The sequence below is a fragment of the Myxococcus sp. MISCRS1 genome (assembly GCF_026626605.1).
GTDB lineage: Bacteria > Myxococcota > Myxococcia > Myxococcales > Myxococcaceae > Myxococcus > Myxococcus fulvus.
In genome coordinates this window covers 4,239,413-4,264,120 of the sequence record NZ_JAPNKB010000001.1, presented here as the reverse complement: position 1 = coordinate 4,264,120, position 24,708 = coordinate 4,239,413, and the positions used below count along the sequence as shown (strand labels likewise).

Sequence of the window (24,708 nt, the reverse complement as noted above, 5' to 3'; positions counted from 1 at the left end):
ACCGCTACTGCGCGGTGGAGCCGCCGTCGAGAATCATCTCCGCGCCCGTCATCAGCTTCGACTCGTCCGAGGCGAGGTAGACCACGGCGTTGGCCACGTCATCCGGCTCCCCCAGCGCGCCCTGGGGAATCGTGCGCCGCAGCCCCTCGCGCGCCCGCTCCGGAGAGCCCGAGGACGCAATCAGCGCCTTCACCATGTTCGTCTCGATGAACGTGGGGTGGATGGAGTTGCACCGAATGCCGTAGCCGTGGTGCGCGCAGTGCAGCGCCACCGACTTGGTGAACATGTGCACGGCGGCCTTCGCGCTGCCGTACGCCACCAGCGTGGGCACGCCGATGAGCCCCGCCACGGAGGAGATGTTGATGATGGAGCCCCTGGCGCCCGACTTGCGCATGGCCTGGATGCCGTGCTTGCAGCCCAGGAACGTGCCGTCCAGGTTGACCGCGTGCACCAGCCGCCACTCGGCCAGGGTGATGTTCTCCACGTCCTTGGGGACGCCCAGGCCCGCGTTGTTGACGAGCACGTCCAGCCGGCCGAACTTCTCCAGCGTCACCTCCATCGCGCGCACCCAGTCCTCCTCGCGCGTGACGTCCAGCGGGACGAACAGGCCCATGCCCTCACCCAGGGACCTGGCCACCTCGACGCCGGCCTCCTCCTGCTGGGGCCGGTCCGTCACCACCACCCTGGCGCCCTCGCGCGCGAGCATCCGCGCCGCCGCGCTGCCCAGCCCGCCCGCCGCGCCCGTAATCAGTGCCACCTTGCCTTCCACGCGCTTCATCGTCGTGCCTCCCGTCGAACAGCGTGTCTTCAGACAGGCCCATTGGGCGTGAGCAGCACCTTGCCGCCGCGTCCACCCTCCATCGAGCGCGCCAGCGCCTCCTGGATGGCGTCCAGCGTGAAGGTGCCCTCCACCGCCGTCTTCAGCGTGCCGTCGGCCACCAGCTTCGCCAGCCGGCCGAACATCTCCTGCTGCTGCTCGCGCGGGGCGCGCTTGAGCCACAGCACCAGCCAGAAGCCGCGCAGGGTGATGTCCTTGAAGATGGTGGCCGCGGCCGACAGCTTGGGACCCTTGCCGGACATGACGCCGTAGTTCACCACCGTGCCGCCGGTGGCGAGCGAATCCCCCAGCCGCCGCGTGGAGTCGCCGCCCACCGCGTCGATGGCCAGCCGCACCTTGGCGCCGCCCGTCGCCGCCTTCACGCGCTCGGGCAAATCATCCGTGTCCGTCAGCACCACGTCCGCGCCCAGCTCGGTGAGCTCCTTCGCCAGCTCCTCGCGGCGCACCACGTTGAGCGTCTTGTAGCCGGCCTGCTTCGCCAGGGTGATGAGGTAGCGGCCCACCGCGGAGTTGGCGGCGTTCTGCAGCACCCAGTCCCCGGCTTTGAGCGCGCCGAACTCGCGCAGCAGGATGTCCGCGGTGGGCGGGTTGACGAACAACATGGACGCCTGCTTCAGGTCCGTGTCGGGGGGGACCGTCACCAGCCCCTCGGCGGGCGCCACCAGGTGCGTGCGCCACGTGCCCGCGCCCAGCGGCAGGAACACCAGGTCTCCCACCTTCACGGCCGAGGTGTCCTTCACCTCCACCACGCGGCCCACGCCCTCGTTGCCCGGCACCGCCGGCAGCTTGGGCAGCGAGCCGTACTGACCCGACAGGGTGAGCACGTCCGACGGGTTGATGGGCGTGGCCAGGACCTCGATGCGGACCTGCCCCGACTCGAGCGCCGCGTCGGGCTCCTCCACCAGCTCCACCACCTTCAACGGGTGCCCGAACTTCGAGAATCGGACCGCTTTCATGGGTTGCTCCGAGTGCGCGCGGGAATTCGGGTCCGCACCCTAGCGACCTTCGGGCCCGGAGCCGAGCACGCACTCCAAGTCGTCGCGGCAACCCGTTCGCCAGGGTGGGGGCGCCGGGCACGGTGTCCACCGGCGGACGCGAGGGGAGGGGCAGGGGAGCACGAGGGCCTCGCATTCCCGCGTCGCGCTGCTCACCTTGCGTGGTGACTCGGGGCGGCTGGGTGGCGAGGAGGCGACAGTGGGCAGCAACGTGCGCGCGGGGATGACCCTGGGCCGACCGATGGAGGCCGCGACGGTGGCGGCTCCGCTGGCCGTTCCCTGGAGGCGAAGGGTGACGGGGCTCCTGCGGCCCCTCTTCGCGGTGGCCGGGGTGGGCATGCTGGCGCTGCTGGTGCGCAAGGTGGGCCCGCATGAGCTCGGGAGCGTGCTGCTGGGCGCCGCGCCGTGGCTGCCGTGGGTGGTGCTCCTGGAGGTGGGACGTCAGGGCATGGACGCGCTCGCCACGCGCGCCTCCTATGGCGCGAGCGCGGAGCGGGTGCCCCTGAGGGTGCTGGCGCGCGCGCAGCTCATCGGCACCGCGGTGTCCAGCATGGCGCCCGCGGGCCGCGCGGCGGCGGAGGCCACCAAGGCCGCGCTCCTGTCACCCCACATGGGTGGCGGCACCGCGGCGGCCGCGGCGGCCACGTCCCAGGCGGCCTCGCTGGCGGCCGGCGGCCTCATCTCCTTTCCCTGCGCGGCGGCCTCGTTCCTGCTCACGGGCTGGTCCGTCTTCACGCTGGCGATGCTCGGCCACGGCGTGGTGCTGGTGCTGGCCTCCACGGGCGTGCGTGCGTGCATGCGCGCCCAGGGACCGTGCGCGTGGCTGGCGAAGCGCTCGCGCAGGTGGGCGCAGCTCACGGAGCAGTTCCGCCAGACGGCGTGCCACGGCCCGCTGCTCCCGAAGAGCCCCGTGCTGGCCTTCCTGGGCAGCCGCACGCTGCAGGTGGCGCAGTACGCGGTGCTGACGCACGCGGTGGGCATCGACACGTCGGTGGTGCAGGCGCTCTTCTCGCAGGGCCTCTACCTGTGCGCGCTGGCGGTGGGCTCGCTGGTGCCCGGCCAGGTGGGCGTGAGCGACGGCGCCTTCGCGCTGGCGGCGGGCGTGCTGGACACCACCGCCGCGCGCGCCATGTCGGTGGCGCTGCTGGGCCACCTGGTGCAGCTGGTCTTCGTGCTCGCCGGCGCGCTCACGCCGCTGGTGTGGCGGATGCCTGGGGTGGCGCGGCCGGCCTCACCCTCACCGGCGTGCCGTTGAAGGCCGCGTTGCCGCTGACGGCGTCCACCGCGTGGTCGTCCGTCAGGTCGTTCTGGCTGATGCCCGCGTGCTCGCTGGCCACGCGCAGCTTCGTGCCCTGACGGCGATGGCCATAGCCGTGCGGCAGGCTCACCACGCCCGGCATCACCTCGTCCGTCACCGCCACCGGCACCGTCACCTCGCCCACGCGGGAGGTGACGGTGGCGTCCACGCCGTCCGCCAGCCCCAGCCGCGACGCGTCCTCCGGGTGCACCATCAGCGTGCAGCGCGGCTTGCCCTTGAGCAGGCCCGGCACGTTGTGCATCCAGGAGTTGTTGTCGCGCAGGTGTCTGCGGCCGATGAGCAGCAGTTCGCCCGCGCGCGCGTCGGGCGCCCCGCCCTCCGGGAACGTCTGGGCGAGCCGCTGCACGTCCGCGACGAGCAGCGGAGGGGCCAGGTGCAGGCGCCTGTCCTTCGTCTGAAGCCGCTCGGCCAGGCACGGCTCGAGCGGGCCCAGGTCCACGCCGTGCGGTGAGGCGCGCAGCTTCGACAGCGACAGGCCCTGGCGCAGCGGATGGAACCGGCTGCCATGCGGGCCCAGGCGCAAACCGATGTCCAGCATCCGCTCCGGCCCCAGCCGCGTGAGGGTCTGGTAGCGCAGCGTCTGGCGCACGGACGGACGGCCCTTGCGCAGGGTCTCCAGGCGGTGCTGCAGCGCGAGGACGATCTGCCAGTCGTGACGCCCCTCCGGCCCGGGCTCGAACAGCGGCGGCGAGTACTTGGCGGTGTTGCGCACGGCCAGCGCGTGGAAGGCCACGTCGTAGTGGCCGCGCTCCAGCGGGGACACGGGCGGCAGGATGAGGTGCGCGTGGCGCGTCGTCTCGTTGAGGTACGGGTCCACGCTCACCATGAAGTCCAGCCCCTGGAGCGCGCGCTCCAGCTGCGCGCCGTTGGGCGTGGACAGCACGGGGTTGCCCGCCATGGTGACGAGCGCGCGCACGCGGCCGTCGCCCGGGGTGAGCATCTCCTCGGCGAGCACGGCCGAGGGCAATTCGCCGCCCGTCTCCGGCAGCCCACGCACCCGGCTCTTCCACCGGCCATGGCTGCCCCGGCCGAGCGCCATCGCCTTGGGGCCGCAGATGATGTCGAAGGCGGGCTGGGTGAACATGGCGCCGCCCTCCTTGTCCAGCTGGCCCGTCACCGCGTTGAGCACGTTGATGAGCCACTGGCACAGCGAGCCGAAGGGCTGCGTGGACAGGCCCATGCGCCCGTAGCAGACGGCCGCGTCGGCGGCGAGGAAGTCGCGCGCGAGCGTGCGCACCGTCTCGGCGGGGACTCCGGTGTGCGGCGCCACGCGCTCGGGCGGGAAGTCGCGCGCGAGCGCTCGCACGGTGTCGAGCCCGTCCGTGAGCGCGTCCAGGTGCCCCGTCCTCGGCGGGTGCTCGTGGAACACGACGTGCAGCAGCGAGAGCAGTAGCAGCGCGTCCGTGCCGGGGCGGATGAAGACGTGGGTGTCCGCGATGGCCGCCGTCTCCGTGCGGCGCGGGTCCACCACCACCAGCTTGCCGCCGCGCTGCTGGATGGCGCGCAGCCGGGTGCGCACGTCCGGGGCCGTCATCAGGCTGCCATTGGACGCGAGCGGGTTGGCCCCCATCACCAGCAGATAGCGCGTGCGGTCCAGGTCCGGGATGGGCACCAGCAGTTGGTGGCCGAACATGAAGTACGACACCAACTGGTGGGGGAGCTGGTCCACCGACGTGGCGGAGAAGCGGTTCTTCGAGCGCAGCGCGCGCACCAGCTCCGAGCCGAACACCATGTTGCCCAGGTTGTGCACGTTGGGGTTGCCCAGGTACGACGCCACCGCGTCGCGCCCGTGCGCCTCTTGCACCGCGTGCAGGCCCTTCGCCGCCTGGTCCAGCGCCTCGTCCCACGACACGCGCTCCCAGCCCGTCTGGGTCCGCCGCATCGGGTGGCGCAGCCGGTCCGGGTCCTCGTGCAGGTCCTTGAGCGCCAGCGCCTTGGGACACACGTGGCCCCGGCTGAACGGGTCCTCGTCGTCTCCCCGGATGGAGGTGATTCGCTCCTCCTGCAGTTCGATGCGCAGGCCGCACATGGCCTCGCACAGGTTGCACGTACGGAAGTGGACCCGGGACGTGGCCTTGGCGCTCATGCCGCGCACTCTACACAACGCCAATGCCTGACGCGGATGGCGGTGCCATGAAAGGATTGTGTCACGAGGAGAACACATGCGCCGGATGGAGCCGTGGGTCATCGCCGTGGGGTTGTTGGCATTGTCGCCGCTGGACGTGGGGGCCACCGAGCCGCCCCGAATCGTCGTGTCCAAGGCCCGGGCGCTGAGCTTCACCCGCCAGGACGCGGTGGTGGGGCGGGCCGAGGAGGTGCGGATGGGGATGACGATGCAGCAGGATTTCTACATCACCGCGCCCTTCATGGAGCCGGAGCCCATCGACGTCTCCACCGAGATGTTCCAGGCGCAGGTCTTCACCCCGCTGGAGGTGAAGGGGCCCCTCGTCACCAAGGCGAAGCTCGCCTATGGCGATGTGGTGGACGTGATGAAGGACCCGCAGGGACGGCAGAAGCGGCAGGTCACCGTCGTCCACCAGAAGACCTACGTGGGTGAGGCCAGGGCGGGCCGTGTCGAGGTGACGGACGCGAACGGCCAGCCGGTGCCGCCGGAGGAAGCCGAGCTGGTGCGCAAGGACCTGGACGGGCTGGGCGCCGAGGACCCCCTCGCCGCCGCCTTCCCCCGGGGCCCGGTGAAGGTGGGCGCGAAGCTGGACGGCGTGGCGCGCGCCTTCGAGAAGCTCCTGCAGAAGGGCAACCCCGCGAGCGTGAAGTTCCGCAAGACGCGCGTCCAGCTCCAGGAGATCCACGAGGACCCGCGCGGCCTCGTCGGCCTGTTCCTCGTCTCCACCACGATGGAGCTGGCCCCGGACGAGCAGAACCCCATGACCACCACCATCGCCTACCAGGGGACGATGCACGTGCTGGGCGAGGGCACCGAGCTGACCGCCTTCAACCTGCAGGGGCCCGTCGTCTACACCCCCATCCCCGCGATGAAGGCCAAGGGCATGCAGGTGAAGGGCAAGGGCGACTCGGTCCTCTTCTTCTCCGTCCAGCCCGTGAAGAAGCCCTGACGACACGTCGCGTCAGTCCCCGTCGCGTCGGGACTGGAATGGCCCGGCGCGACGCCCGCATGGCCGGCTGCTCCGCGGAGCAGCGCGGGCGTGACAGCACGCTGACAGAGAATGGGCAGGGTTGGGCGTTAGAGGGTTCCCATGTTCCTGCACGCGCTCGGTCACTTCCATCCGCCCAACCTCCTCACCAATGCCTTCCTGGAGGAGCTGGGCCTCGAGACCTCGGACGCGTGGATATTGGAGCGGGTGGGCATCCGCTCCCGCCACACGGTGCTGCCGCTCGACTACCTGCGGCAGACGCGCAACCGGGACGTGCGGGCCGCGCAGGAGGCCGCGCTCTACAGCAACGCGCAGACGGGTGCCCACGCCGCGCGCCTGGCGCTCACGCGCGCGGGGCTGAAGCCCTCCGACATCGGCCTCGTCGTCGCGGGCGGGTGCAGCCCGGACGAGTGCATCCCGGCCGAGTCCAACCGCGTGGCGCAGGAGCTGGGCATCGACGCGCCGGCCGTGGACCTGCAGAGCGCCTGCTCGTCCTTCTGCACGCAGCTGCACTTCCTGACGGGCATGCGCCCGGAGCGGCTGCCGGAGTACGTGCTCGTGGTGAACATGGACAACTCCACGCGCGTGGTGGACTACGCGGACCGCTCCAGCGCGGTGCTGTGGGGCGACGGCTCCTCGGCGGCGGTGCTGTCCCCCCGCGTGCCGGGCCGCTGGCGAATCACCGAGACCCGCCTCGCCGGAGACCCCTCGGGCGCGGACAAGGTGCGCGTGCCGCGCATCGGCCACTTCACCCAGCACGGCGCGGAGGTGCAGAAGTTCGCCATCCGCCGCGCGGGAGAGACCTTCCTGGACCTGCGCGCCGACTACCTGGCCCGACACCCGGACCGGGGGCCCGGCGACGTCACCTTCATCGGCCACCAGGCCAACCTGCGCATGCTGGAGGCCGTCCAGCGCCGCTGCGAGGTCCCCGAGTCCCGCCACTTCTTCAACGTCCACGTCCGGGGCAACACCGGCGCGGCGGGCGCCCCGGGTGTCCTGAGCGAGCACTGGGACGACCCCGGCCTGGGCGACGCCCTGGTCCTGAGCGTGGTGGGCAGCGGGCTCACCTGGGCCGGCGCCCTGCTCGAGCGCACTCGCGCCGCCCCCTGACGCACCCCGGCACCCCGGTCCGAAGTGTCCGACCGGGCGCCCGTCATGCAGCCTCCTTCCCCGCACGTCGGAGAGCGCTGGTATGTTCTCCAACGAGCGTCATGGCCCCGACACCCCGCGACATCCCCCTCCCGAGCTCCCCGTGGCTGACGGCCCCGGGCCCGTGCGCCTCGACGCCGGGCGTGGGCGGGGCCTCACCCCGGGTCCGCTCCGTCCACTGCTCCACAGGGAACTGGAACGATCTGCTGGCGGTCGCGTCCAGGCATGCGCACCTATCCGGGCACCGTACTCGGACAGGGCGGGGGTCGGACGCATGAGAGAGCAGGCGTGGAAGAGCGCGCGGTGGCTCGTGCTGGGGTGGGTGCTGGCAACGGGCGCGGCGCAGGCGGGACAGAAGCAGGTGGGTGGAGTCCACATGCCGGACTCCCTGCAGCTCCAGGGGCGCACGGTGGAGCTGGCCCACATGGAGCTGCACAAGCGCTTCTTGTTCAAGGTGTACGTGTGGAGTCTCTATCTGGAGTCGCGGCCGAGGAGCGCCTCGGAGGCCATCGCCTCCAACTCCGTGAAGCGGCTGCACTTCCGCTTCCTGCGAGACATCACCCGCTCGCAGCTGGTGGACAGCCTGCGCAACGGCCTGTACCGCAACCCGGAGCTGCGCGAGGGGCCTCTGTCCCAGCAGCTGGGCGTCATGCTCGCGTCGCTGCGTGACGTGGAGAAGGGCGGGGACCTCATCATCACCTACACCCCGGATGGCGGCCTGGAGGTCGGCGGCGCGGCCAGCGGCGGCGTGTTCATCCCCGGCAAGACGTTCGCCGACGCGCTCTTCGCCGTCTGGCTGGATGTGCACCCCATCTTCCCTCGTTGAAGCTTTACACCCGGGCCCTCTGGCGGGGGTCCAGGCTGGCGAAATGCCCGTGTGGGTTCTTCCTGACCTTGGAACTTCCAGGCAGTAGGCTGGAGCTCCAACCATCGCTGTCAGGAGAATACATACACATGCGGACACGGCTGATTCTGGCTGCGCTCGTCGCGCTCTCCACCACGGGATGCGTCTCGCAGGGCAAGTTCGACGCGAAGGCCCTGGAGGCGGAGAACCTCACCAAGGGCCTCAACGACGAGAAGGGCGCGCGCGAGGCCGCCGAGGCCAAGGTCAAGGAGCTGACGGAGAAGCTCGCCGCGCTGGAGGAGGAGAAGAAGGCGCTGGAGACCCGGCTGACCACCTCCGAGTCGCGCCTCACGGCGGGCGCCGCCGAGCGCCGCGCGTTGCAGGACCAGAACGCGCAGCTCGCCGCGCTCAACGAGGAGCTGGCGCGCAACTCCAAGAAGCTGGCCCAGGCCAAGGAGGAGCTGGAGAAGAAGAGCTCCGAGTACGAGAGCCTGGCGCAGAGCCTCAAGTCGGAGATCTCCGAGGGCAAGATTGAGTTGTCCGAGCTGAAGGGCCGCATGACGGTGCAGCTCAAGGACAAGATCCTCTTCGCGTCCGGCTCCGCGCGCGTGGGCAAGGAGGGCGGCGAGGCGCTGAAGAAGATCGCCGACGCGCTCAAGAGCGTGCAGGGGAAGATCATCCGCGTCGAAGGACACACGGATGACGTCCCGACCGGCGGCGGCCAGTTCCCCACCAACTGGGAGCTGAGCCTGGCGCGCGCCATGGCGGTGGTGCGGGCGCTGCAGGACGCGGGCGTGGACCCGACGACGCTGTCAGCGGCGGGCTACGGGCAATACCAGCCCATCGCGGTCAATGACTCGCCCGAGAATCGCAGTCTGAATCGTCGTATCGAAATCGTTCTCGCACCCAAGTTGTGAAAGCGTTAGGGAGGTCGGGCGCCTTCGCGCCCTTCCCCCCATGAGAACGTTCCTGGCCGTTTTGTGTTTCTGCCTCGCCGCCGGAGCCTGGGCACAGGCTCCGGACGGCGGTGTCGCCGACCCCGACGCGGGCGTCCCCACGGGCGTGTTGACGAAACCGCCCGAGCTGCTGCGTCAGGTCGAGGCGCCCTATCCACCCGAAGCCGCCGCCCAGCAGCTCGAGGGCACGGTGGTGATGTTCATCGACATCTCGGAGACGGGCGCCGTCACGAATGTCGAAATCACCCAGCCCGCCGGCCACGGCTTCGACGAAGCCGCCGTGGAGGCCGTGAAGCAGTTCGAGTTCTCCCCGGCGGAGGTCGACAACGTCCCCTCCCCGGTGCGCATCCAGTACGCCTACCAGTTCGTCTTCCGGCCGGTGGCCCCGCCCACCGACGCGGACGGTGGCACCGTGGAGCCCGAGGCCCCGGTGAACTTCAGCGGCCAGGCGCTGGAGCGCGGCACGCGCAAGCCGCTCAACGGCGCGGAGGTGGTGCTCCCGGAGCTGGACCGCTCCACCGTGGCGGACTCGGAGGGGCGCTTCTCCTTCCGGGGCGTGCCGCTGGGCACCCACGAGGTGCTGGTGGTGCAGGGCGGCTATGACCGCTTCAAGACGCGGGAGACGGTGTCCGAGGGCCGCGAGACGCGCGCCACGTACTACGTGCAGAAGCGCATCTTCAGCCCCTTCGAGACGGTGGTGCGCAGCGACCGTGAGCGCAAGGAGGTGACGAGCACCACGCTCCAGGTGGCCGAGGTGCAGCGTGTGCCCGGCACCCAGGGCGACACGCTCAAGGTGGTGCAGAACCTGCCCGGCGTGGCGCGCCCGGCCTTCAACGGCGGCGCCCTGGTCATCCGCGGCACCAGCCCCCAGGAGTCCGGCGTCTTCCTGGACGGGCAGCGCATCCCCCTGCTGTTCCACTTCGGCGGCCTGACGAGCGTCTACAACTCCGAGCTCCTGGAGTCGCTGGACTACCTGCCCGGCAACTTCTCCTCGTACTACGGCGACATCACCGGCGGCGTCATCAACGTCAACAGCCGCGAGCCGAAGATGGACCGCATCCACGGCACCGTGGGCGTGAGCCTCATCGAGTCCAACGCGGTCATCGAGGGGCCCATCACCGACACGCTGGGCTTCGCCATCGGCGGCCGGCGCTCGTACATCGACCTGGTGCTGGGGGTGATTCCGGAGGGCGACGACGGCCCGAGCCTCCAGGTGGCGCCGCGCTACTACGACGCGCAGCTCAAGCTGGTGTGGAAGCCGATTTCACGCCACACCTTCACACTGCAGGGCATCACCTCTCGGGACAGGCTGGGGCTGGTGTTCGACCGACCGTCGGACGACGACCCGTCCGTCAACGGCAACCTGGACGTGACGACGGGCTTCAACCAGCTGCGCCTGCGTCACCAGTACCGCGGGGAGCGGCTCACGCTGGACACGCACGCGCTGGTGGGCAACACGCTGGTGGAGTTCGAGATTGGCGAGCGCAACCTGCGCATCGCCTCCACGGACCTGAACCTGCGCGCCACGGCGGAGTACGCGCTGGTGGAGCCGTTCACCCTGGCGGGTGGCGTGGACGTGACGAGCAGCTTCGCGAACGTCAAGGCGCGCATCCAGCGCCCGCCGCGTGAGGGTGAGCCGCCCAGCCCGCTCGTCACCGAGGACCTGCTCGACACCGATGGAGACTTCCTCCAGTACTTCCCCTCGCTGTGGCTCGAGGGGCGCTGGCGTCCGTTCAAGGGGCTCTTGGTGGTGCCGGGCGTGCGGTACGAGGGGTATGTCTTCACGGACCAGAAGAAGGCCAAGCGCACGCTGAACCCGCGCCTGGCGGTGCGCTACGCGCTGACGGACACGCTGACCTTGAAGGGCGGCGCGGGCGTGTACCACGGGCCTCCGGTGCAGGATGAGCCCAGCCTCGCGTTCGGCAACCCGGACCTCTCCGCGAAGCGCTCGCTCCAGTACGGCGTGGGCGCGGAGTGGCAGCCCGTGCAGGAGTGGTTCGTCAGCGGCGAGGTCTTCTACAACGATTTGGACAACCTCATCAGCCGCTCGGACGCGCTGGTGGAGCGCGACGGGGAGCTGGTGCCGGAGCGGCTGAAGAACGGCGGCATCGGCCGGGTCTACGGGTTCGAGCTGCTGGTCCGCCGCGCGCTGACCGAGCGCCTGTTCGGCTGGATTGCGTACACGCTCAGCAAGAGCGAGCGCCGGGACGCGCCCGGGGCGAACTGGCGCCTGTTCGACAACGACCAGACGCACGTGCTGACGGCGATTGCGTCCTACAAGCTGCCGAGGGGCTGGGAGGTGGGCGCCAGGTTCCGCTTCGCGTCCGGCAACCCGACGACGCCGGTGGTGGGCTCGGTGCGTGACGACGGCACCGACGTGTTCCTGCCGCTGTTCGCGGCGGTGAACTCGCGGCGGCTGCCGTCCTTCAACCAGTTGGATGTCCGCGTCGACAAGATCTTCGTCTTCGACAAGTGGACGCTGGACCTCTACCTGGACTTGACGAACGTCTACAACAACGCGGCGGTGGAGGGCATCGCCTACAACTACAACTACACCCAGAGCGCCTACTTCGAGGGACTGCCCATCCTCCCCGTCATCGGCGCCAAGGGGAGCTTCTGACCATGCGCGCGTGCGTCTTCCTCTCCCTGGCCGCGGCGCTGCTGGCGTGTGGCCCCGACTTCGAGCTGCAGAGTGAAATCCGGCGGGTGCGGGTGCTCGGCATCCGCGCGGAGCCGCCGGAGCTGGTGCTGGACCCGGACACGGGCGCCTTGCCTGGGCCCACGTCCTTCACCGCGCTGGCGGTGGCGCCGGACGCGCGGCCCGTCACCGTCACCTACGCGCTGTGCCGGCTCAACGGCAACCCGTACGACGGCCGCTGCCCCGGTGAGAACGGCGTGCCGCTGGCGGATGGCACCCTGTCCTTGCAGAACCCCGACGTGCAGGTGGTGCTGCTGCAGGCCATCCAGGCCGCGAACCCCAACGGCGGCGCCACGCCCAACCCGGACGACCCGCGCACGCGCGCGGCGCTGGAGAAGGGCATCCCCCTGTTCGTGGGCTACGAGGCGACGGACGGCTCAGGCACGCCCGAGGGCACCGAGCGCGGCGTGCGCCAGGTGCTGGTGCGCATGACGCGCGAGCCGAACCACAACCCGGGCGTGGCGGACATCCTGTGGAACGACGCGCCGCTGGTGGGGCCGCTGCCCCTGGACCAGGAGGTGGTGTTCCGTCCCACGCTCACCGAGGGCAGCCTGGAGGTGTTCACCGGCGAGGAAGGCGCGGAGACGGAGCAGGTCTTCTACAGCTGGTTCGTCACGGGTGACGGCGAGGTGAAGGAGTTCCGCTCGCTGGAGCCGGTGGACGGCAAGCCGGGCGACCCCACGTCGAAGTACGAGACGCCCAAGACGCCCCAGCGCCTCACCGTGTACGTGGTGGCGCGCGACGGTCGTGGCGGCGTGGGCTGGCTCAGCCGCGAGGTGGACGCGGGCCCGTAGTCGAGCACCTGTCGATGGGGAAGCGGCCCGCCTTCGAGCGGGCCGTCTGCCTTTGAGGGAGGGGTCGACGGCTCCCGGCCCCGGAGGGCGGTGGGACTGTCTGGAATTGTCGCCACGTCGCGAGCGTGATGGGCGCGGGACACGGGTCCTGTATGTCTGGCGCGGACCGTGGCCACCCCAGCGCGCGCCCCCACGTCGCGCCACGGTCCTTCCCCGTCGGCAAGGAGCGTCCCTCATGGCTAACAAGTCCCAACCGGACTACGCCGGTCGTGCCCTCGACAGCTTGAAGCAGGCGTTGCGCGAGCGATTGGACCGCAATCAGCTGGTGCACCGAGAAGTCCCCTGGGACTCCGCGCGCGCGGAGGAGTCGCCGCTCGCGGGCGGACGCGACGTGGAGGCGTGGTTCCTGGGCCCGCGCGCGGAGAACGCGGAGCTGTTCGAGCAGCTGGTGTTGGAGGCCCTGCGAGACCACTCCTTCTGGCGCCGCAACTTCCACCCCACGGACCCGCCTGCAATCACGCAGAGCATCAAGAGAGACCCGGGCTACCTGCGCGCGCTGGACACGCTGCACACGGAGTTCGACACCCTGCTGGCCGAGCTGAAGAAGTCCGCCCCGTTCTTCAGCATGCGCTACCAGGGCCACATGACGTGGGACCAGACGTTGCCGGGCATGGCGGGCTACTTCGCGGCCATGCTCTACAACCAGAACAACGTCGCGCTGGAGGCCTCGCCGCAGACGACGGTGCTGGAGGTCCGCGTCGGCGAGGACCTGTGTCGCATGGTGGGCTACGCCGAGCAGGGCCAGGTGCGGCCCTGGAGCCACCTGACGTGTGGCGGCACCACCGCCAACATCGAGGCGATGTGGGCCGCGCGGAACCTCAAGTTCTACCCGCTGTCCCTGCGCGAGGCCCTGGGCAAGGAGCCCGCGCTCGCCGCCGCGAAGGGGCTGGAGGTCACCCTGCCGTCCGACACGAAGGCGCGCCTGTTGGACCTGAGCCCGTGGCAGGCGCTCAACCTGGAGGTGGACGAGGTGCTTGGGTTGCCCACGCGCATCCAGGACCAGTTCGGCATCCCGGTGGAGACGCTGACGGCGCGGCTGTCCGACTACACGCTCCAGGACCTGGGCCTGGTGGAGTTCACCCGGCGCCACCTGGGGGACGTGAAGGCGCCGGTGTTCCTGGTGCCGGGCTCCAAGCACTACTCGCTGCCCAAGGCCGCCGCGATTCTCGGCATGGGCGCGGACCACATGTACAGCGTCCCGCTGGATGAAGCCGGGCGCATGGACCTGGAGAGCCTGGAGTCGCGGCTGGACCAGTGCCGCGCGGACAAGCGGCCGGTCATCGCGGTGACGGCGGTGATGGGCACCACGGAGGAGGGGCTGGTGGACCCGCTCGCGTCGGTGGTGGCCTTGCGCAAGCAGAAGTACCACCCGCTGGACATGTCCTTCTGCGTGCACGCGGACGCGGCGTGGGGCGGCTACTTCGCGTCGCTCTTGCGCCCGGCGCCCGGGCCCAAGGGCGCGCGCTCGGGCCCGCCGGCGCCGGTGCTGCAATTGAGCACCTACGCGATGAAGCAGTTCGAGGCGCTGCCGGAGGCGGACACCATCACCGTGGACCCGCACAAGACGGGCTACCTGCCGTACCCCGCCGGCGCGCTGTGCTATCGCAACCAGGCCATGCGCAGCCTCGTCGCCTTCGAGGCGCCGTACATCAACACCGCGGGCAGCCAGGAGGACCTCACGGTGGGCAAGTACGGCATCGAGGGCTCCAAGCCCGGTGCCGCCGCGGCGGGCGTGTACCTGAGCCACGCCGTCGTGCCGCCGGACCAGCGTGGCTACGGCAAGATCCTCGGCAGGGCGCTCTACAACTGCAAGCTGTTCCACGCGCGCCTCCTGATGATGAACGCGGTGGCGGACGACTACCGGGTGGTGCCCGGCCCGCGCTTCGAGCTGCCGGAGAACCTGCGCAAGAAGTACGGCGGCACGCAGAAGGCGCTGGAGACGCTGCGACACCAGCTCTCCAACAGGCGCCACGAGGAGCTGCTCGCCAGTGCCCAGCCCGAGGAGCTGGAGCTGCTGCGCGAGATGGGCGCGGACCTCAACATCCTGACGTATGCCTTCAACTTCCAGACGGCGGACGGGCTCAATCCCAGCCTCGCCAAGGCCAATGACTTCAACCGGGGCATCTATGACAGGCTCGGCGTGAAGGCGGATGGCCGCGACATCTACGGCTACCGGCTGCTCGTGAGCACCACGGACTTCATCGAGGCGGACTACGGCAAGAAGTTCTTCGCCGACTACGAGGAGCGGCTGCTCGGCACCGCCACGCCCGAGGATGCCGAGGAGGGGCGCATCACCGTGCTGCGCTCCGTCATCATGGACCCCTGGATTACCGAGGACCTGGAGGGCCGCCCCTTCCTCGACACCATCATCCAGGAGCTGCGCGCCGCGGTGGAGGACACCCTCCACGAGCTCAAGGGCACCGCCACCCGCCGCACCCGCTAGCCCGGGGCTCCGGCCACCTCGGAGGGCTCCGAGGTGGCCGATGTAACCCGAGTCAACGGAAACCTTGTTTTGTCACTGTAAATAAGAATTTGCGAGAAGGCCTCTTGGCTCCCTTCGCGGGGAATGCTTGTTTGTGCGCTCCCCCTCACCTGGAAAGGTGCGCATCGAATGCGGAACTTCCTCGCAGTGACGGCTTCCATCCTCTCGCTCTCGCTGTTCGGCTGCAGCAACGCGCCGGCGGAGCAGACCCCGGCCGAGCCGACGCCGGAGACCACCGAGCAGACCCAGAGCCTCTATCCCACGGGCAGCGGCTGTCAGTATGACTCCGAGTGTGGTTCGGGCCTGTGCTGGCAGGAGGCGGACTCCTACCCGCTCTACAACCCGTACTGGATTCGCGCGAGCTCCTGCACGGAGGAGTGTGGCGAGGGCGACCACCAGAGCTGCCGTGACCTGGCCGCGTCCCTGAACGCCCCGTCGCCCAACACGGCGCGCTGCATCCCCGCGCGCGGCGTCTACGACGACTACCCCTACGACGACATCTTCTACGTGTGCGACATGGTCGCCGCGGGCCTGGGCCACGTCGCCTGGGTGGAGTGATGTCCCTCGCGCCGTCCGGAGCGGGTGTCTCCGGGCGGCGCGGTGCTGTCGGGAAATCCATGCCGATTCCATGATTGGCGTAAGGGGCCTTCCACGCGGAATGCTCCGAGCCCATGGAACGCAGGCTCCTGGTCGTGGGTGTGATTGCAGGGCTCGTGCTGGGCGCGTGTGCCCCGCGCGGGGTGCGTCCGGTGCCTCCCCTGGGGAGCGAGTCCGACGTGCGGACGCGGCCGGGGACGTACGACGGCTACTCCGTGAAGGTGGACTTCAAGCAGGTGGCTCGCCATCAGGGACACGTGGGGGAGGTCGTGGTGACGGGCCTGGGGGATGTGCCCCTGGTGATGACGTTACGGCGGCAGGGCGATGACGCGCTGGAGCGGCGGCTCGCACCCGGCCTGCGCATCGAGCACCCCGTGATGATGGCGCCCCAGGAGCCCTCCGCGGCGCGGGACGAGCGCGTGCGGTGGCGCGTCGAGGGGCTCGACTACGAGTACCTGCGCAAGCAGGGGTGGCTGTTCGAGGGCTGCCAGCCCGACTTCCAGCCGCTCTGCGAGCTCGGCGGCACGGCGCTGGTGACCTCCAGCTTCCAGGCGGTGGATGCGCTCGTCGCATATCTGGGGCACTGGATGACGGAGGGCCATCGCCGGGGCTCCATCCTCATCGAGGTGTGGGCGCACCTGGGCACGGTCGACCAGGTGAAGACGCGCATGGGCGCGCAGGATGGCTACACCGTCGCGTGGTGCAAGCTGGAGGAGTCCGCGGACCACCGTCTCCTCGTGCTCACGGGGCAGGGGGCGCGGGTCTTCGCGCCGCTGGTCGACGGCGAGCCCGAGGCCATCGAGCAGCGCGGCAACGCCGGTGTGGTGATTGGCGCGGCCGGGACGGAGCGTGGGTTCACCACGGTGTCCCGGCCCGGCTGCCATGCGCCCTACGCGGCCTGGGTCGACGTCCACGGGTATGGACAGGTCGACGCGGCCATCGCGTGGTGGGGCCGCCGCCTGAAGGAGGGCGACCACGCGGGAGAGGTCTTGCTCCGGGTGTCGGGGCCGGAGCTCCTCATCCTCGAGTGAGCGGGCTCAGCCCAGGGTGGCGGAGGCCCGGCCGAGGCCCTCGGCGACGGAGGTGAAGGCGTCCGCGGTGCGCACGCGCTCCTCGCCGAAGCGGCGCACGTAGAGCTGGCGCACGGCGGGAATCTGCGACGAGCCGCCGGTGAGGAACACCGCGTCGATGTGCGCGGCCTCCGGGTGGCGCTCGAGCAGGCCTTGGGTGCACTGCTCCAATTCGTCGAGCAGCGGCTTGCTGAAGGCGTCGAACTCGGCGCGGGTGATGGGCTCGTGGAGGTTGATGCGGGCCTCCTCGAAGTCGATGGTGGCGACGTCGTCGCGGGACAGGCGCACCTTGGCGGCTTCGATGGCTCGGAAGAGGCGGTAGCCCAGGTTGTCCACGACCAGGTCGTGGAGGGCCTCGATTTCAGCCGGCTTGTCGCTGGTCTCCATCATCGTATTGAGCAGCTCCTGGGTGGACTTCTCACGGATGAAGGACATCTCGTGCCAGGACAGCAGCTTGGCCATGATGTGCTGTGGAATCGGCAGGCGCTTGTCGCTCAGGCCGCGCACCCGGTACGTGGAGCCGGCGCCGAAGCGGGGCAAGAGCTTGTGGCGCATGATTTCGGCGTCGAAGCGGTCTCCGCCGATGCGCACGCCAGTGGAGCCGACGACGTCCGGGCGGCGGTCCTTGGCGCCCCGGCGTGAGGGGCCCAGGCGCATCAGGGTGAGGTCGGTGGTGCCGGCGCCGAAGTCGGCCACGAGGACCAGCTCGTCGCGGGTGAGCTGGGCCTCGTAGGCGAGCGCGGCGGCGATGGGCTCGATGAGGAACTCGATGTGCTGGAAGCCGGCGAGCTCGGCGGCGCGGTGCAGGCGCTTCTGGGCGAGGGCGTCCGCGTCCGGGTCCGGCGTGAAGACGGCGGGGCGGCCGAGGATGACGGCCTCCGGGGGCGTGCCCATGTGGGCGCCGGCGGCGTCGCGCACGCGGCGCAGGAGGATGGCGACCAGGTCCTCGATGGTGAAGGTGCGGCCCTTGACCTGGGTGGCGCGGAAGGAGCTGGAGTGGAGGAAGGACTTCACGGACTGGATGAAGCGTCCGGTGTTGTCCTCGAGGTAGCGGTTGATGGCGTCGGCGCCCGTGTAGATTTCGCGCTCGTCGTCCGGGAAGAACATGACCGAGCGATAGAGGCGGGGCTCCGAGGTGTGGGGTTGCAGGGACAGCACCGTGCCGTCGGGCAGGGCCGCCGCGGTGTTGCTGGTTCCGAAGTCGAGTCCGCAGGCGTGCATGGGGGTGCGCCCCTTATCCCCAAAGTCCCGGAAAGGGTAGGGCGTCGTGAGGTGGGCTGCCCGATGCAGGACGGCCGAGTGGACGGCCGCCCGGAGAGGGCGTGGGTTGGCGGAGTTCGATGACTTCCCATGTTTCTTGTTCGGGCAGTCACGACAGGAGGACTCATGAAGCTCCGCGCGAAGTGGGCGGTGGCCGCGGGCGCCGCGTTGCTCGTCACGGGATGTCGGTCGAAGTCGTCGCAGGCGGATGAGCAGCAACAGCAGGCCGCCCAGGCGCGCGAGGACGTCCAGCGAGAGCAGCGCGAGCTGGACGAAGCGAAGGGTCGGGCTGACCGGGAGTCGGCGGAGGCACAGCAGGCCGGTGCATCCGGGCAGGAGTCGGCCGAGGCTGGTCAGCAGCCGGGCCAGGGGCAGGCGGGGCCGCAGCAGGGCGTTCAGGCGGGGGCGGATGCACGGCAGCAGGCCGCGCAGGCGGGACAGCAGGCGACCGAGGCGCAGCGGAAGGCCACACAGGCGGGACAGCAAGCCATCGCGGCTCAACAGGCCACCGAGGCTCAACAGCAGGCCACGCAGGCGGGACAGCAGGCCACCGCAGCTCAGCAACACGCGGCACAGGCGGGACAGACTCAGCAGCAGGCCTCACATGCAGGTGAGGTGGACCCGACACGGCAACAGGCGCAGGCGGGACAGCAAGGCGCCGTTGCGCAACAGCAGTCCGCACAGGCGGCTCAATCGGGCCAGACACCGCAACAGACAGCACAGACGGCACCGCAAGGCGCGGACGCTCAGCAGCAAGCACAGGCGGGACAGCCAGGCGCGGATGCACAGCAGGCCAGTGAGGCGCAGCAGCAGGCACAGGCTCAGCAAGGCGCGGGCGCCACGGGGACGCTGACGGACGACGCCAGCGACATCGAGTCGGAAAGGCAGGCGGAACGCGCGGCGGAGCGGCAGGCCGAACTGCGCGCGGAGCAACAGGCGCGACAGTCCAGCGCGGCGGCGGTTGGTGGCTCGGGCTCGGAGACCTCATCATCGAGCCCCTCGGTCTCGTCCCAGTCCACCACGGAGCCCGGAATCGGAGGTTCCTCCGCGGCGGGTGAATCGCAGACGTCACCCTCGACCGATTCGAGCAGCTCGGCGCAAACCTCGCAGCCGGTCGAGGAGCCGCCCCAGCCGCTCTCGCCCCTCGAGCAACTCGATGCACGGCAGCAGCAGGAGCAGATTCTCGGCACGGCGGAGCCACAGCAGCCCACCGCGGATACGCAGCAGCAGCCCATGGCCACCGCGCCCTCCACCGACCTCCAGACACAGTCGCAGTCCGGAACCTCCACCGGAACCACCGGCACCCAGACGCAGACCGGGGCAGTCACCCAGCAGCCCATGGTCATGCTCCCCGTCCCGCCCACGGGGACCTGGCAGGGGAGCACGGCCTCCTCCGGGGCCCAGCTCGGCGCCGAACAACAGTTCATCGGCGAGGTGGTGCGAGCCTCCGACACCGAGGTGCTGCTCAGCGAGAACGGCGAGCCGCAGCTCCGCTTGACGGTGAGTCCCTCGACGCTGGTGATGGTGAACGGCATGCAGTCGGTCGCCGAGGACGTCCCGGAGGGCGCCCAGGTGCGCGCCGCGTACACCATAGATGAGACGGGCGAGGCGACGGCGACGCGCATCGAGGCCACCTCTCCAGGTGGGCCCACTGGCTCCAGCGCCCCACTCCAGGAGTCGCAACCCACACCGCAGCAGTAACCCCATCGCTCCGGTGACGGGGTGTCGCAAAGCGCCTCGTGATACGAAAGGCCTCCTCACATCCGAGGAGGTCTCATCATGAAGCAGCGTCTCGTCGTCATCCTGGGAGCACTGGGGTTGGGCGTGGTGATGGGCTGTGGTGGAGCCGTCGAGCAAGCCCCCGAGCCGGCCGCCAGCGCGGCCGCGTCCCTGTGGGACGACCCGCAGGAGCCCGCGCTCTGCAAGGAGAATGGGGAGTGCGGCTCCGGCGAGGACTGGGTGACGTGTCCGGCGGACTGCGAGCCTCCAACGGACACGTGCGGGGACGGCGCCTGCCTCGGTGCGGAGACGCACCAGAGCTGCCCTTTGGACTGCGACGCTCCGGTTGACGGGTGCGGTGACGGCTATTGCACCGGTGCGGAGACGCACCAGAGCTGTCCCTTGGACTGCGACGGCTGAGCGTCGGGCCGCGGGTACCTATCGTCCGCCGGACAGTGGCAACGGTTCCCGCGCCCATACCGCTCGCACCTGCCCCTCCCCAACCTCCGCCAGCCTGGGTGGGAGACGGGGAGGGGACATGCACGGGGTGAGAGGGTGGATGGGCGCGCTGCTGGCGGGCGTGGTGGTGTTGGCGATGGGCTGCATGAACGAGTCGAGCCAGAGCCCGGTGCCGGGGCTCAGCACGCGGACGGTGGAACTCACGGACGCGCAGATCCTCCGGGTGATGCAGGTCGCGAACGAGAGCGAGATTGCCTTCGGGGCGCTCGGGCAGTCGCGAGCGAGCACCGCGTCGGTGCGGGACTTCAGCGTGAAGATGGTCAGCGAGCACACCGTGGCGCGCGAGGAACTGGGCCTGTTGGCCGTGGACCAGGAGCTGCGGCCCGCGGACAGTGAGCTGTCCTCGATGCTGATGGCGGATGCCCAGCACATGATGGCGGAGATGGACTCGCTGGAGGGAACGCGCTTCGACCTGGCGCTGATGGACGTGCAGCTCGCGCTCCATGCGCGCACGGCCATGCTGCTGGACTCACTGCTGCTGTCCCAGTCGGGCAACGAGGCGCTGCGGCAGACGCTGACGGCGCAGCGCAAGGCGGTGCAGGCACACCTGGAGGAGGCCCTGCCCATCCAGAAGGCCCTCTTCGACGCCCCGGCCCCCTGAGCCCGCCCCGCGTTACGAGAGGACCTGGAGCAGCCGCCGGGGGATGTCCTCGGCGTGCCAGCGCTGGAGCTCGCGAGCAATCTCGGCGGAGCGCTTGGCGCGGCCCTCGCGGATGAGGGGGAGCAGGGCGCGCGCCGCCTTGCGCTCCTGGGGCTTGCCGCCCGCGGCGAGTCGCTCGAAGACCTCCAGGCGGACATCCGCGTCGTGCAGCTCGCCGAGTCCTTCCTGGAGCGGGACGAGCATCTCGGTCAGCGCGCCGAGCGTGCGTCGGAAGGCGGGCTGGAAGATTTCGAGCTCGTAGCGCAGCTTCTTCAGTTCCTTGCGCAGCACATGGGCGGAGGTCGCGTCGGGCGCGTCCATGTAGACCTTCATCCGCTTGTGCACGCGGCGCACGCGCCAGTGCAGGGGCTCCTTCACGCGGCGCCCGCCGAATCGGTGGTCATCCTCCAGCCCATCCACCTTGCGCAGCATGCGAGGCAGGGTGCGGGACGACCAGCGCTTGAGCTCCGAGCGCAGTCGCTTCTCTCGCGACTCCAGGCCGGACAGCCGGGCCTTGCCCAGCGCGGCGATGCCCTTGCGCGTCTCGGGCTTCTCCCGGCGCGCCTTCTTCGCGACGTCCTCCAGCCAGGAGGCCTGGACGTGCAGGTCCCTCACGTCGCCCAGCGCGTCCTGGAGGCGCTTCACCTCGTGCTCCAGCTTGGTGAGTCCACCCAGCGGGCGGAACACCTGGAGGGCGGCGCGGAGCCTGCGGGTGGCGACGCGCATGTCGTGGACGGCGTCGTCGTCGATGGTGCCGTTGAGCTTGGACTCCGGCTTGCGGACATCGGCGAGTCGTCCGGCGAGGATGCGGCGCGCGGCCTGTCCCAGCTCGCTGTCGGGGCCGAGGCCTCGGATGGGCGTGGGTTGAGCCATGGGGTCAGCCTCCCTTCGCGGCGTAGGTGCGAATCATCTGCTCGGCGGCCTCGGGGCCTTCCCAGCCGAGGACGCGGGCGTCCTTGTCGGCGAAGTGCACGACGGTGAGGAAGAAGTGCGCGAGCTCGTCGCGCTCGCGATTGGAGATGTCCTGGTAGGTGCGCAGCTGTTCGGCGCGGGGCGCCTGGGTGGGGATGGCGAGGATGCGGTCATTGCGCTCGCGCTCACCGGGCTGGCCGTCCTTCTTCTTCTGGTCGACCTGGAGGACGCCGAGGGCGCGGCAGGGCAGCACGACGCCGGGCCAGGTGGAGTCGTCCCACAGGACCATGGCATCGAGCGGGTCGCCGTCCGGGCCGAGGGTGGAGGGGATGAAGCCCCAGTCGAAGGGATAGCGCAGTCCCCGGGTGAGGGGGCGCGAGAGTGAGAAGGCCGAGAGCGCGGTGTCGTACTTGAGCTTCACCGTCGAGCCGCGAGGCGACTCGACGACGACGTGGAAGGCGCCCTGGGGCCCGCGTGTGGGCAGGCGGGAGAGGTCCGTCGTCATGGAAGGTGAAAGGTCATGCCGGAGGTGCGGCCCGGCAAGAGCCCTGTGGGCGACGTTACGGGTCGCCAACCTTCCGAGTGTCGGGAAGTCTACCGGGCCTGGGTGGGCTGGCCCTTCCAGAGGAAGCGGCCGACGTCCTGGAAGGAGGCGCCCCTCCACTTGAGGATGCGCTCGGGGCGGGCGGTGGGTTCGCGGGACTGGCGGAAGACGATTTCCGGGAGGCCATCGCCATCGACATCCTGGAGGGAGCCCACGGAGCAGGCGCTGGAGGTGCAGCCGTTGGTCCATTGCTCGGAGGTGAGGCGCTTGCGGTTGGGGACGTCGTAGACGCGCACGTAGGTGGTGGAGTTGCCGACGTCGTAGTGCTCCACGGCGATGAGGCCCGTGCCGAGCTCATGCAGGCAGGTGGTGATCCGCGCGGCGCAGGGCGTGGCGTCGACGATGGTGGCGTCGGGCTTGCCGCAGCTCGACAGGGTGAGGCTCTTGATGGCCTGGTTCTGGCCGCACGCCTTGGAGCTGCCGCGGATGAGGGCGTCGTTCTTCTCGAGGAACCAGAGCGCGTCGGGTTGCCGGGAGAGGGTGCAGAGTCCCCAGGTGACGCGGCCGCTCCAGTCCTTGTCGCACGAGCGTTCGGGGGCCTTGTCGCGGGCGTCGTCGAAGTTCGGAATCAGGGACGAGGGACGGGCCGTCTGGGCCTGGGCGAAGGAGGCCAGGAGCACGGCGAGGAGCAGCAGGGCGCGCATGCGGACATCCTGGGCGAGCGCGGGGCGGGAACTCAAGTGCCGGGTGGCGCTGCCGCTGGAGTGGAAGTGGAAAGATGCATGGAGTCACTCGTCGAACTGGTGACCCTTGAGGTTGTCTGTTTGGACTGTTATGTCGCACCGCACCGCCCGAGGCATTGGCGTCAGGGCTGGGGGGAAGAGACATGAAGCTCCAGGGGTTCATCGCACTGCTGTTGCTCGGTGTCGGGTGTTCAGCGTCCCGGGTCGTGAACCTGAGGACCGGGCATGGGACGTCCATCGCCTACACGCCGGTGGAGTCAGCGCCGGTCGAGATCGAAGAAGACGCTTTCAAAGAGGTGGTCTCCCGGCTCGTGCTCGACATGAAGCTGGATGTGTCGTTCAGGGAGAGTGAGGAGGAAGACCTCCGGCGCTCGTTGCTCGCGTCCTCGGGTGGGTTCGTGGACGGGGCGCGAGGGCGCGCGGTCTCTCCGGAGTACGAGCGCATCTGCCAGCGGCAGGATGACCCTGGAAACTGCCTGGGGATGCTGGCGGGAGGGCTCGTGCTGGGGCCGATGGAGCGCAGGATGATGGCGCTCTACTTCGCGCTCGACACGGTCTGGGAGGGAGTGGAGGAGGCGCTCGATGACGTGGTGAACGCGGCTGCCTTGCGAGCGATGGTGACATCCCTGATTGGAACGGCGCTGGTGATGTTGGTCGCGCCGGAGCCCATCACGAAGCTCGTCGCGGTGGCGCTGACGGCGTCGTTGATTGCGTACCTGGGGACCGGGCCGGTGTGGAATCTCGGGCAGGGGTTCCTGCGGCTCATGGACGAGTCGAAGGAGGCGGCGAACTTCGCGGACCTGGAGCGGGCGGGGCACCGCTTCGGCAAGCTCCTCGGAGACAACGGCGCGCGAGTCCTGGTGGTGGTCGCGTTGTCGGCGCTGGGCGGAAGGGGGGCGATGGCCGCGCAGGGGCCCAGGCTGCCGGGCTTCGCTCACGCGGCTTCACGGGCCCAGATGGAGGGTGGGTTCCTCCTCACGGGAGCCCTGGTCGGCGAGGTCCAGGCGATTTCAGTGGCCTCCGCCGGAGTGTTGAACGTGACGCTCGCGCCGACGGCGGTCGCCGCCGTGGCGATGGGGCCGGGCGCCTCCGCGCAGGCTGGGGGCGTCATCCAGGGAGACCCGGAGGGCAACGTCCACCATATCTGCACCGACAAGAACGAGATCTCCGAGGTATCCGGTGGCCCCTGGACGCCGATCTTCCAGGCGTTCTTCGAACGAGCGAACATGAGCCTGAATGACACCGCGAATCTCGTACGAATCCAGGGGCACAAGGGCCCGCATCCTGCTGAGTATCACCAGGAGGTGCTCCGCCGGCTCACGGACGCCATGCAGGGCTGTCGAGGTCCAGCGAAGTGCCGTGTTGCTCTCGTCGACGAGCTGGCGAAGATTGCTCGGGACCTGACAACCCCTGGCAGTTGGCTTCGGAAGCTGGTGTTGAAGGACTTCGAGGGATGA

At 70.0% G+C, this 24,708-nt stretch carries 21 protein-coding genes; 14 read left to right on the top strand and 7 right to left on the bottom strand.

Features of this window, described 5'->3' with window-relative positions; translation table 11 throughout:
- Positions 1-4: 4 nt before the first annotated feature.
- Both OWM54_RS16500 and OWM54_RS16495 read right to left on the bottom strand, forming a co-directional pair.
- Positions 5-778: a glucose 1-dehydrogenase gene (locus OWM54_RS16500; protein WP_267698129.1), complete on the bottom strand. Its 774-nt coding sequence runs from the start codon at positions 776-778 to the stop codon at positions 5-7.
- 29 nt (positions 779-807) lie between these two features.
- Positions 808-1,794 carry a zinc-dependent alcohol dehydrogenase family protein gene (locus OWM54_RS16495; RefSeq protein ID WP_267698128.1) on the bottom strand — a complete coding sequence of 329 codons (987 nt, stop codon included), beginning with the start codon at positions 1,792-1,794 and terminating at the stop codon, positions 808-810.
- A gap of 196 nt (positions 1,795-1,990) precedes the next feature.
- Here OWM54_RS16495 and OWM54_RS16490 point away from each other — a divergent pair, with 196 nt between their 5' ends.
- Positions 1,991-3,088 carry a lysylphosphatidylglycerol synthase domain-containing protein gene (locus OWM54_RS16490; protein ID WP_267698127.1) on the top strand — a complete coding sequence of 366 codons (1,098 nt, stop codon included), beginning with the start codon at positions 1,991-1,993 and terminating at the stop codon, positions 3,086-3,088.
- Here the strand turns inward: OWM54_RS16490 and OWM54_RS16485 are convergent.
- Positions 3,021-5,237 carry a molybdopterin oxidoreductase family protein gene (locus tag OWM54_RS16485; protein WP_267698125.1) on the bottom strand — a complete coding sequence of 739 codons (2,217 nt, stop codon included), beginning with the start codon at positions 5,235-5,237 and terminating at the stop codon, positions 3,021-3,023. The genes OWM54_RS16490 and OWM54_RS16485 overlap by 68 nt on opposite strands.
- 76 nt (positions 5,238-5,313) lie before the next feature.
- Here OWM54_RS16485 and OWM54_RS16480 point away from each other — a divergent pair, with 76 nt between their 5' ends.
- The 9 genes from OWM54_RS16480 to OWM54_RS16440 all read left to right on the top strand — a co-directional run bounded on the left by OWM54_RS16480 (position 5,314) and on the right by OWM54_RS16440 (position 16,875).
- Positions 5,314-6,225, top strand: coding sequence for a hypothetical protein (locus tag OWM54_RS16480; protein ID WP_141327590.1), 912 nt, complete (start codon positions 5,314-5,316; stop codon positions 6,223-6,225).
- A 141-nt stretch (positions 6,226-6,366) separates the two neighbouring features.
- Positions 6,367-7,374 carry a 3-oxoacyl-ACP synthase III family protein gene (locus OWM54_RS16475; RefSeq protein ID WP_267698123.1) on the top strand — a complete coding sequence of 336 codons (1,008 nt, stop codon included), beginning with the start codon at positions 6,367-6,369 and terminating at the stop codon, positions 7,372-7,374.
- A gap of 313 nt (positions 7,375-7,687) precedes the next feature.
- Positions 7,688-8,239: a chalcone isomerase family protein gene (locus OWM54_RS16470; RefSeq protein ID WP_223745922.1), complete on the top strand. Its 552-nt coding sequence runs from the start codon at positions 7,688-7,690 to the stop codon at positions 8,237-8,239.
- A 128-nt stretch (positions 8,240-8,367) separates the two neighbouring features.
- Positions 8,368-9,174 carry an OmpA/MotB family protein gene (locus OWM54_RS16465; RefSeq protein WP_267698121.1) on the top strand — a complete coding sequence of 269 codons (807 nt, stop codon included), beginning with the start codon at positions 8,368-8,370 and terminating at the stop codon, positions 9,172-9,174.
- A 40-nt stretch (positions 9,175-9,214) separates the two neighbouring features.
- Positions 9,215-11,833, top strand: a complete 2,619-nt coding sequence (locus OWM54_RS16460) for a TonB-dependent receptor (RefSeq protein ID WP_267698120.1) — start codon at positions 9,215-9,217, stop codon at positions 11,831-11,833.
- Between the two features lie 2 nt (positions 11,834-11,835).
- Positions 11,836-12,705 (top strand): hypothetical protein, encoded by an 870-nt coding sequence (locus tag OWM54_RS16455; protein WP_267698119.1) that lies wholly within the window; start codon positions 11,836-11,838, stop codon positions 12,703-12,705.
- Positions 12,706-12,940: 235 nt separating this feature from the next.
- Positions 12,941-15,208: a pyridoxal phosphate-dependent decarboxylase family protein gene (locus OWM54_RS16450; RefSeq protein WP_267698118.1), complete on the top strand. Its 2,268-nt coding sequence runs from the start codon at positions 12,941-12,943 to the stop codon at positions 15,206-15,208.
- 168 nt (positions 15,209-15,376) lie between these two features.
- Positions 15,377-15,805, top strand: a complete 429-nt coding sequence (locus tag OWM54_RS16445; protein WP_223782480.1) for a hypothetical protein — start codon at positions 15,377-15,379, stop codon at positions 15,803-15,805.
- A gap of 113 nt (positions 15,806-15,918) precedes the next feature.
- On the top strand, positions 15,919-16,875 hold the full coding sequence (locus tag OWM54_RS16440) for a hypothetical protein (protein WP_267698117.1): 957 nt from the start codon (positions 15,919-15,921) through the stop codon (positions 16,873-16,875).
- A 6-nt stretch (positions 16,876-16,881) separates the two neighbouring features.
- Here OWM54_RS16440 and OWM54_RS16435 read toward each other — a convergent pair whose 3' ends face one another.
- A complete protein-coding gene (locus OWM54_RS16435; RefSeq protein ID WP_267698115.1) occupies positions 16,882-18,135 on the bottom strand; it encodes an Hsp70 family protein in 1,254 nt (417 codons plus the stop codon).
- A 165-nt stretch (positions 18,136-18,300) separates the two neighbouring features.
- Between OWM54_RS16435 and OWM54_RS16430 the strand changes: the two genes are divergently transcribed.
- The 3 genes from OWM54_RS16430 to OWM54_RS16420 all read left to right on the top strand — a co-directional run bounded on the left by OWM54_RS16430 (position 18,301) and on the right by OWM54_RS16420 (position 21,013).
- Complete coding sequence (locus tag OWM54_RS16430) at positions 18,301-19,875, top strand: hypothetical protein (protein WP_267698114.1); 1,575 nt, start codon at positions 18,301-18,303, stop codon at positions 19,873-19,875.
- Positions 19,876-19,953: 78 nt separating this feature from the next.
- On the top strand, positions 19,954-20,313 hold the full coding sequence (locus OWM54_RS16425; protein ID WP_267698113.1) for a hypothetical protein: 360 nt from the start codon (positions 19,954-19,956) through the stop codon (positions 20,311-20,313).
- Between the two features lie 118 nt (positions 20,314-20,431).
- Positions 20,432-21,013, top strand: coding sequence for a DUF4142 domain-containing protein (locus tag OWM54_RS16420; RefSeq protein ID WP_267698112.1), 582 nt, complete (start codon positions 20,432-20,434; stop codon positions 21,011-21,013).
- A 12-nt stretch (positions 21,014-21,025) separates the two neighbouring features.
- Here the strand turns inward: OWM54_RS16420 and OWM54_RS16415 are convergent, their stop codons facing one another.
- The 3 genes from OWM54_RS16415 to OWM54_RS16405 all read right to left on the bottom strand — a co-directional run bounded on the left by OWM54_RS16415 (position 21,026) and on the right by OWM54_RS16405 (position 23,212).
- Positions 21,026-21,925 (bottom strand): CHAD domain-containing protein, encoded by a 900-nt coding sequence (locus OWM54_RS16415; protein WP_223782486.1) that lies wholly within the window; start codon positions 21,923-21,925, stop codon positions 21,026-21,028.
- Positions 21,926-21,929: 4 nt separating this feature from the next.
- The gene (locus tag OWM54_RS16410) at positions 21,930-22,469 is read right to left on the bottom strand and encodes an inorganic diphosphatase (protein WP_223782487.1); all 540 of its coding nucleotides are present in this window, start codon (positions 22,467-22,469) and stop codon (positions 21,930-21,932) included.
- Between the two features lie 89 nt (positions 22,470-22,558).
- On the bottom strand, positions 22,559-23,212 hold the full coding sequence (locus OWM54_RS16405; protein WP_141327604.1) for a hypothetical protein: 654 nt from the start codon (positions 23,210-23,212) through the stop codon (positions 22,559-22,561).
- Positions 23,213-23,394: 182 nt separating this feature from the next.
- On the opposite strand from OWM54_RS16405, the gene OWM54_RS16400 reads away from it, so the two are divergent.
- Positions 23,395-24,708 carry an AHH domain-containing protein gene (locus OWM54_RS16400; protein WP_267698111.1) on the top strand — a complete coding sequence of 438 codons (1,314 nt, stop codon included), beginning with the start codon at positions 23,395-23,397 and terminating at the stop codon, positions 24,706-24,708.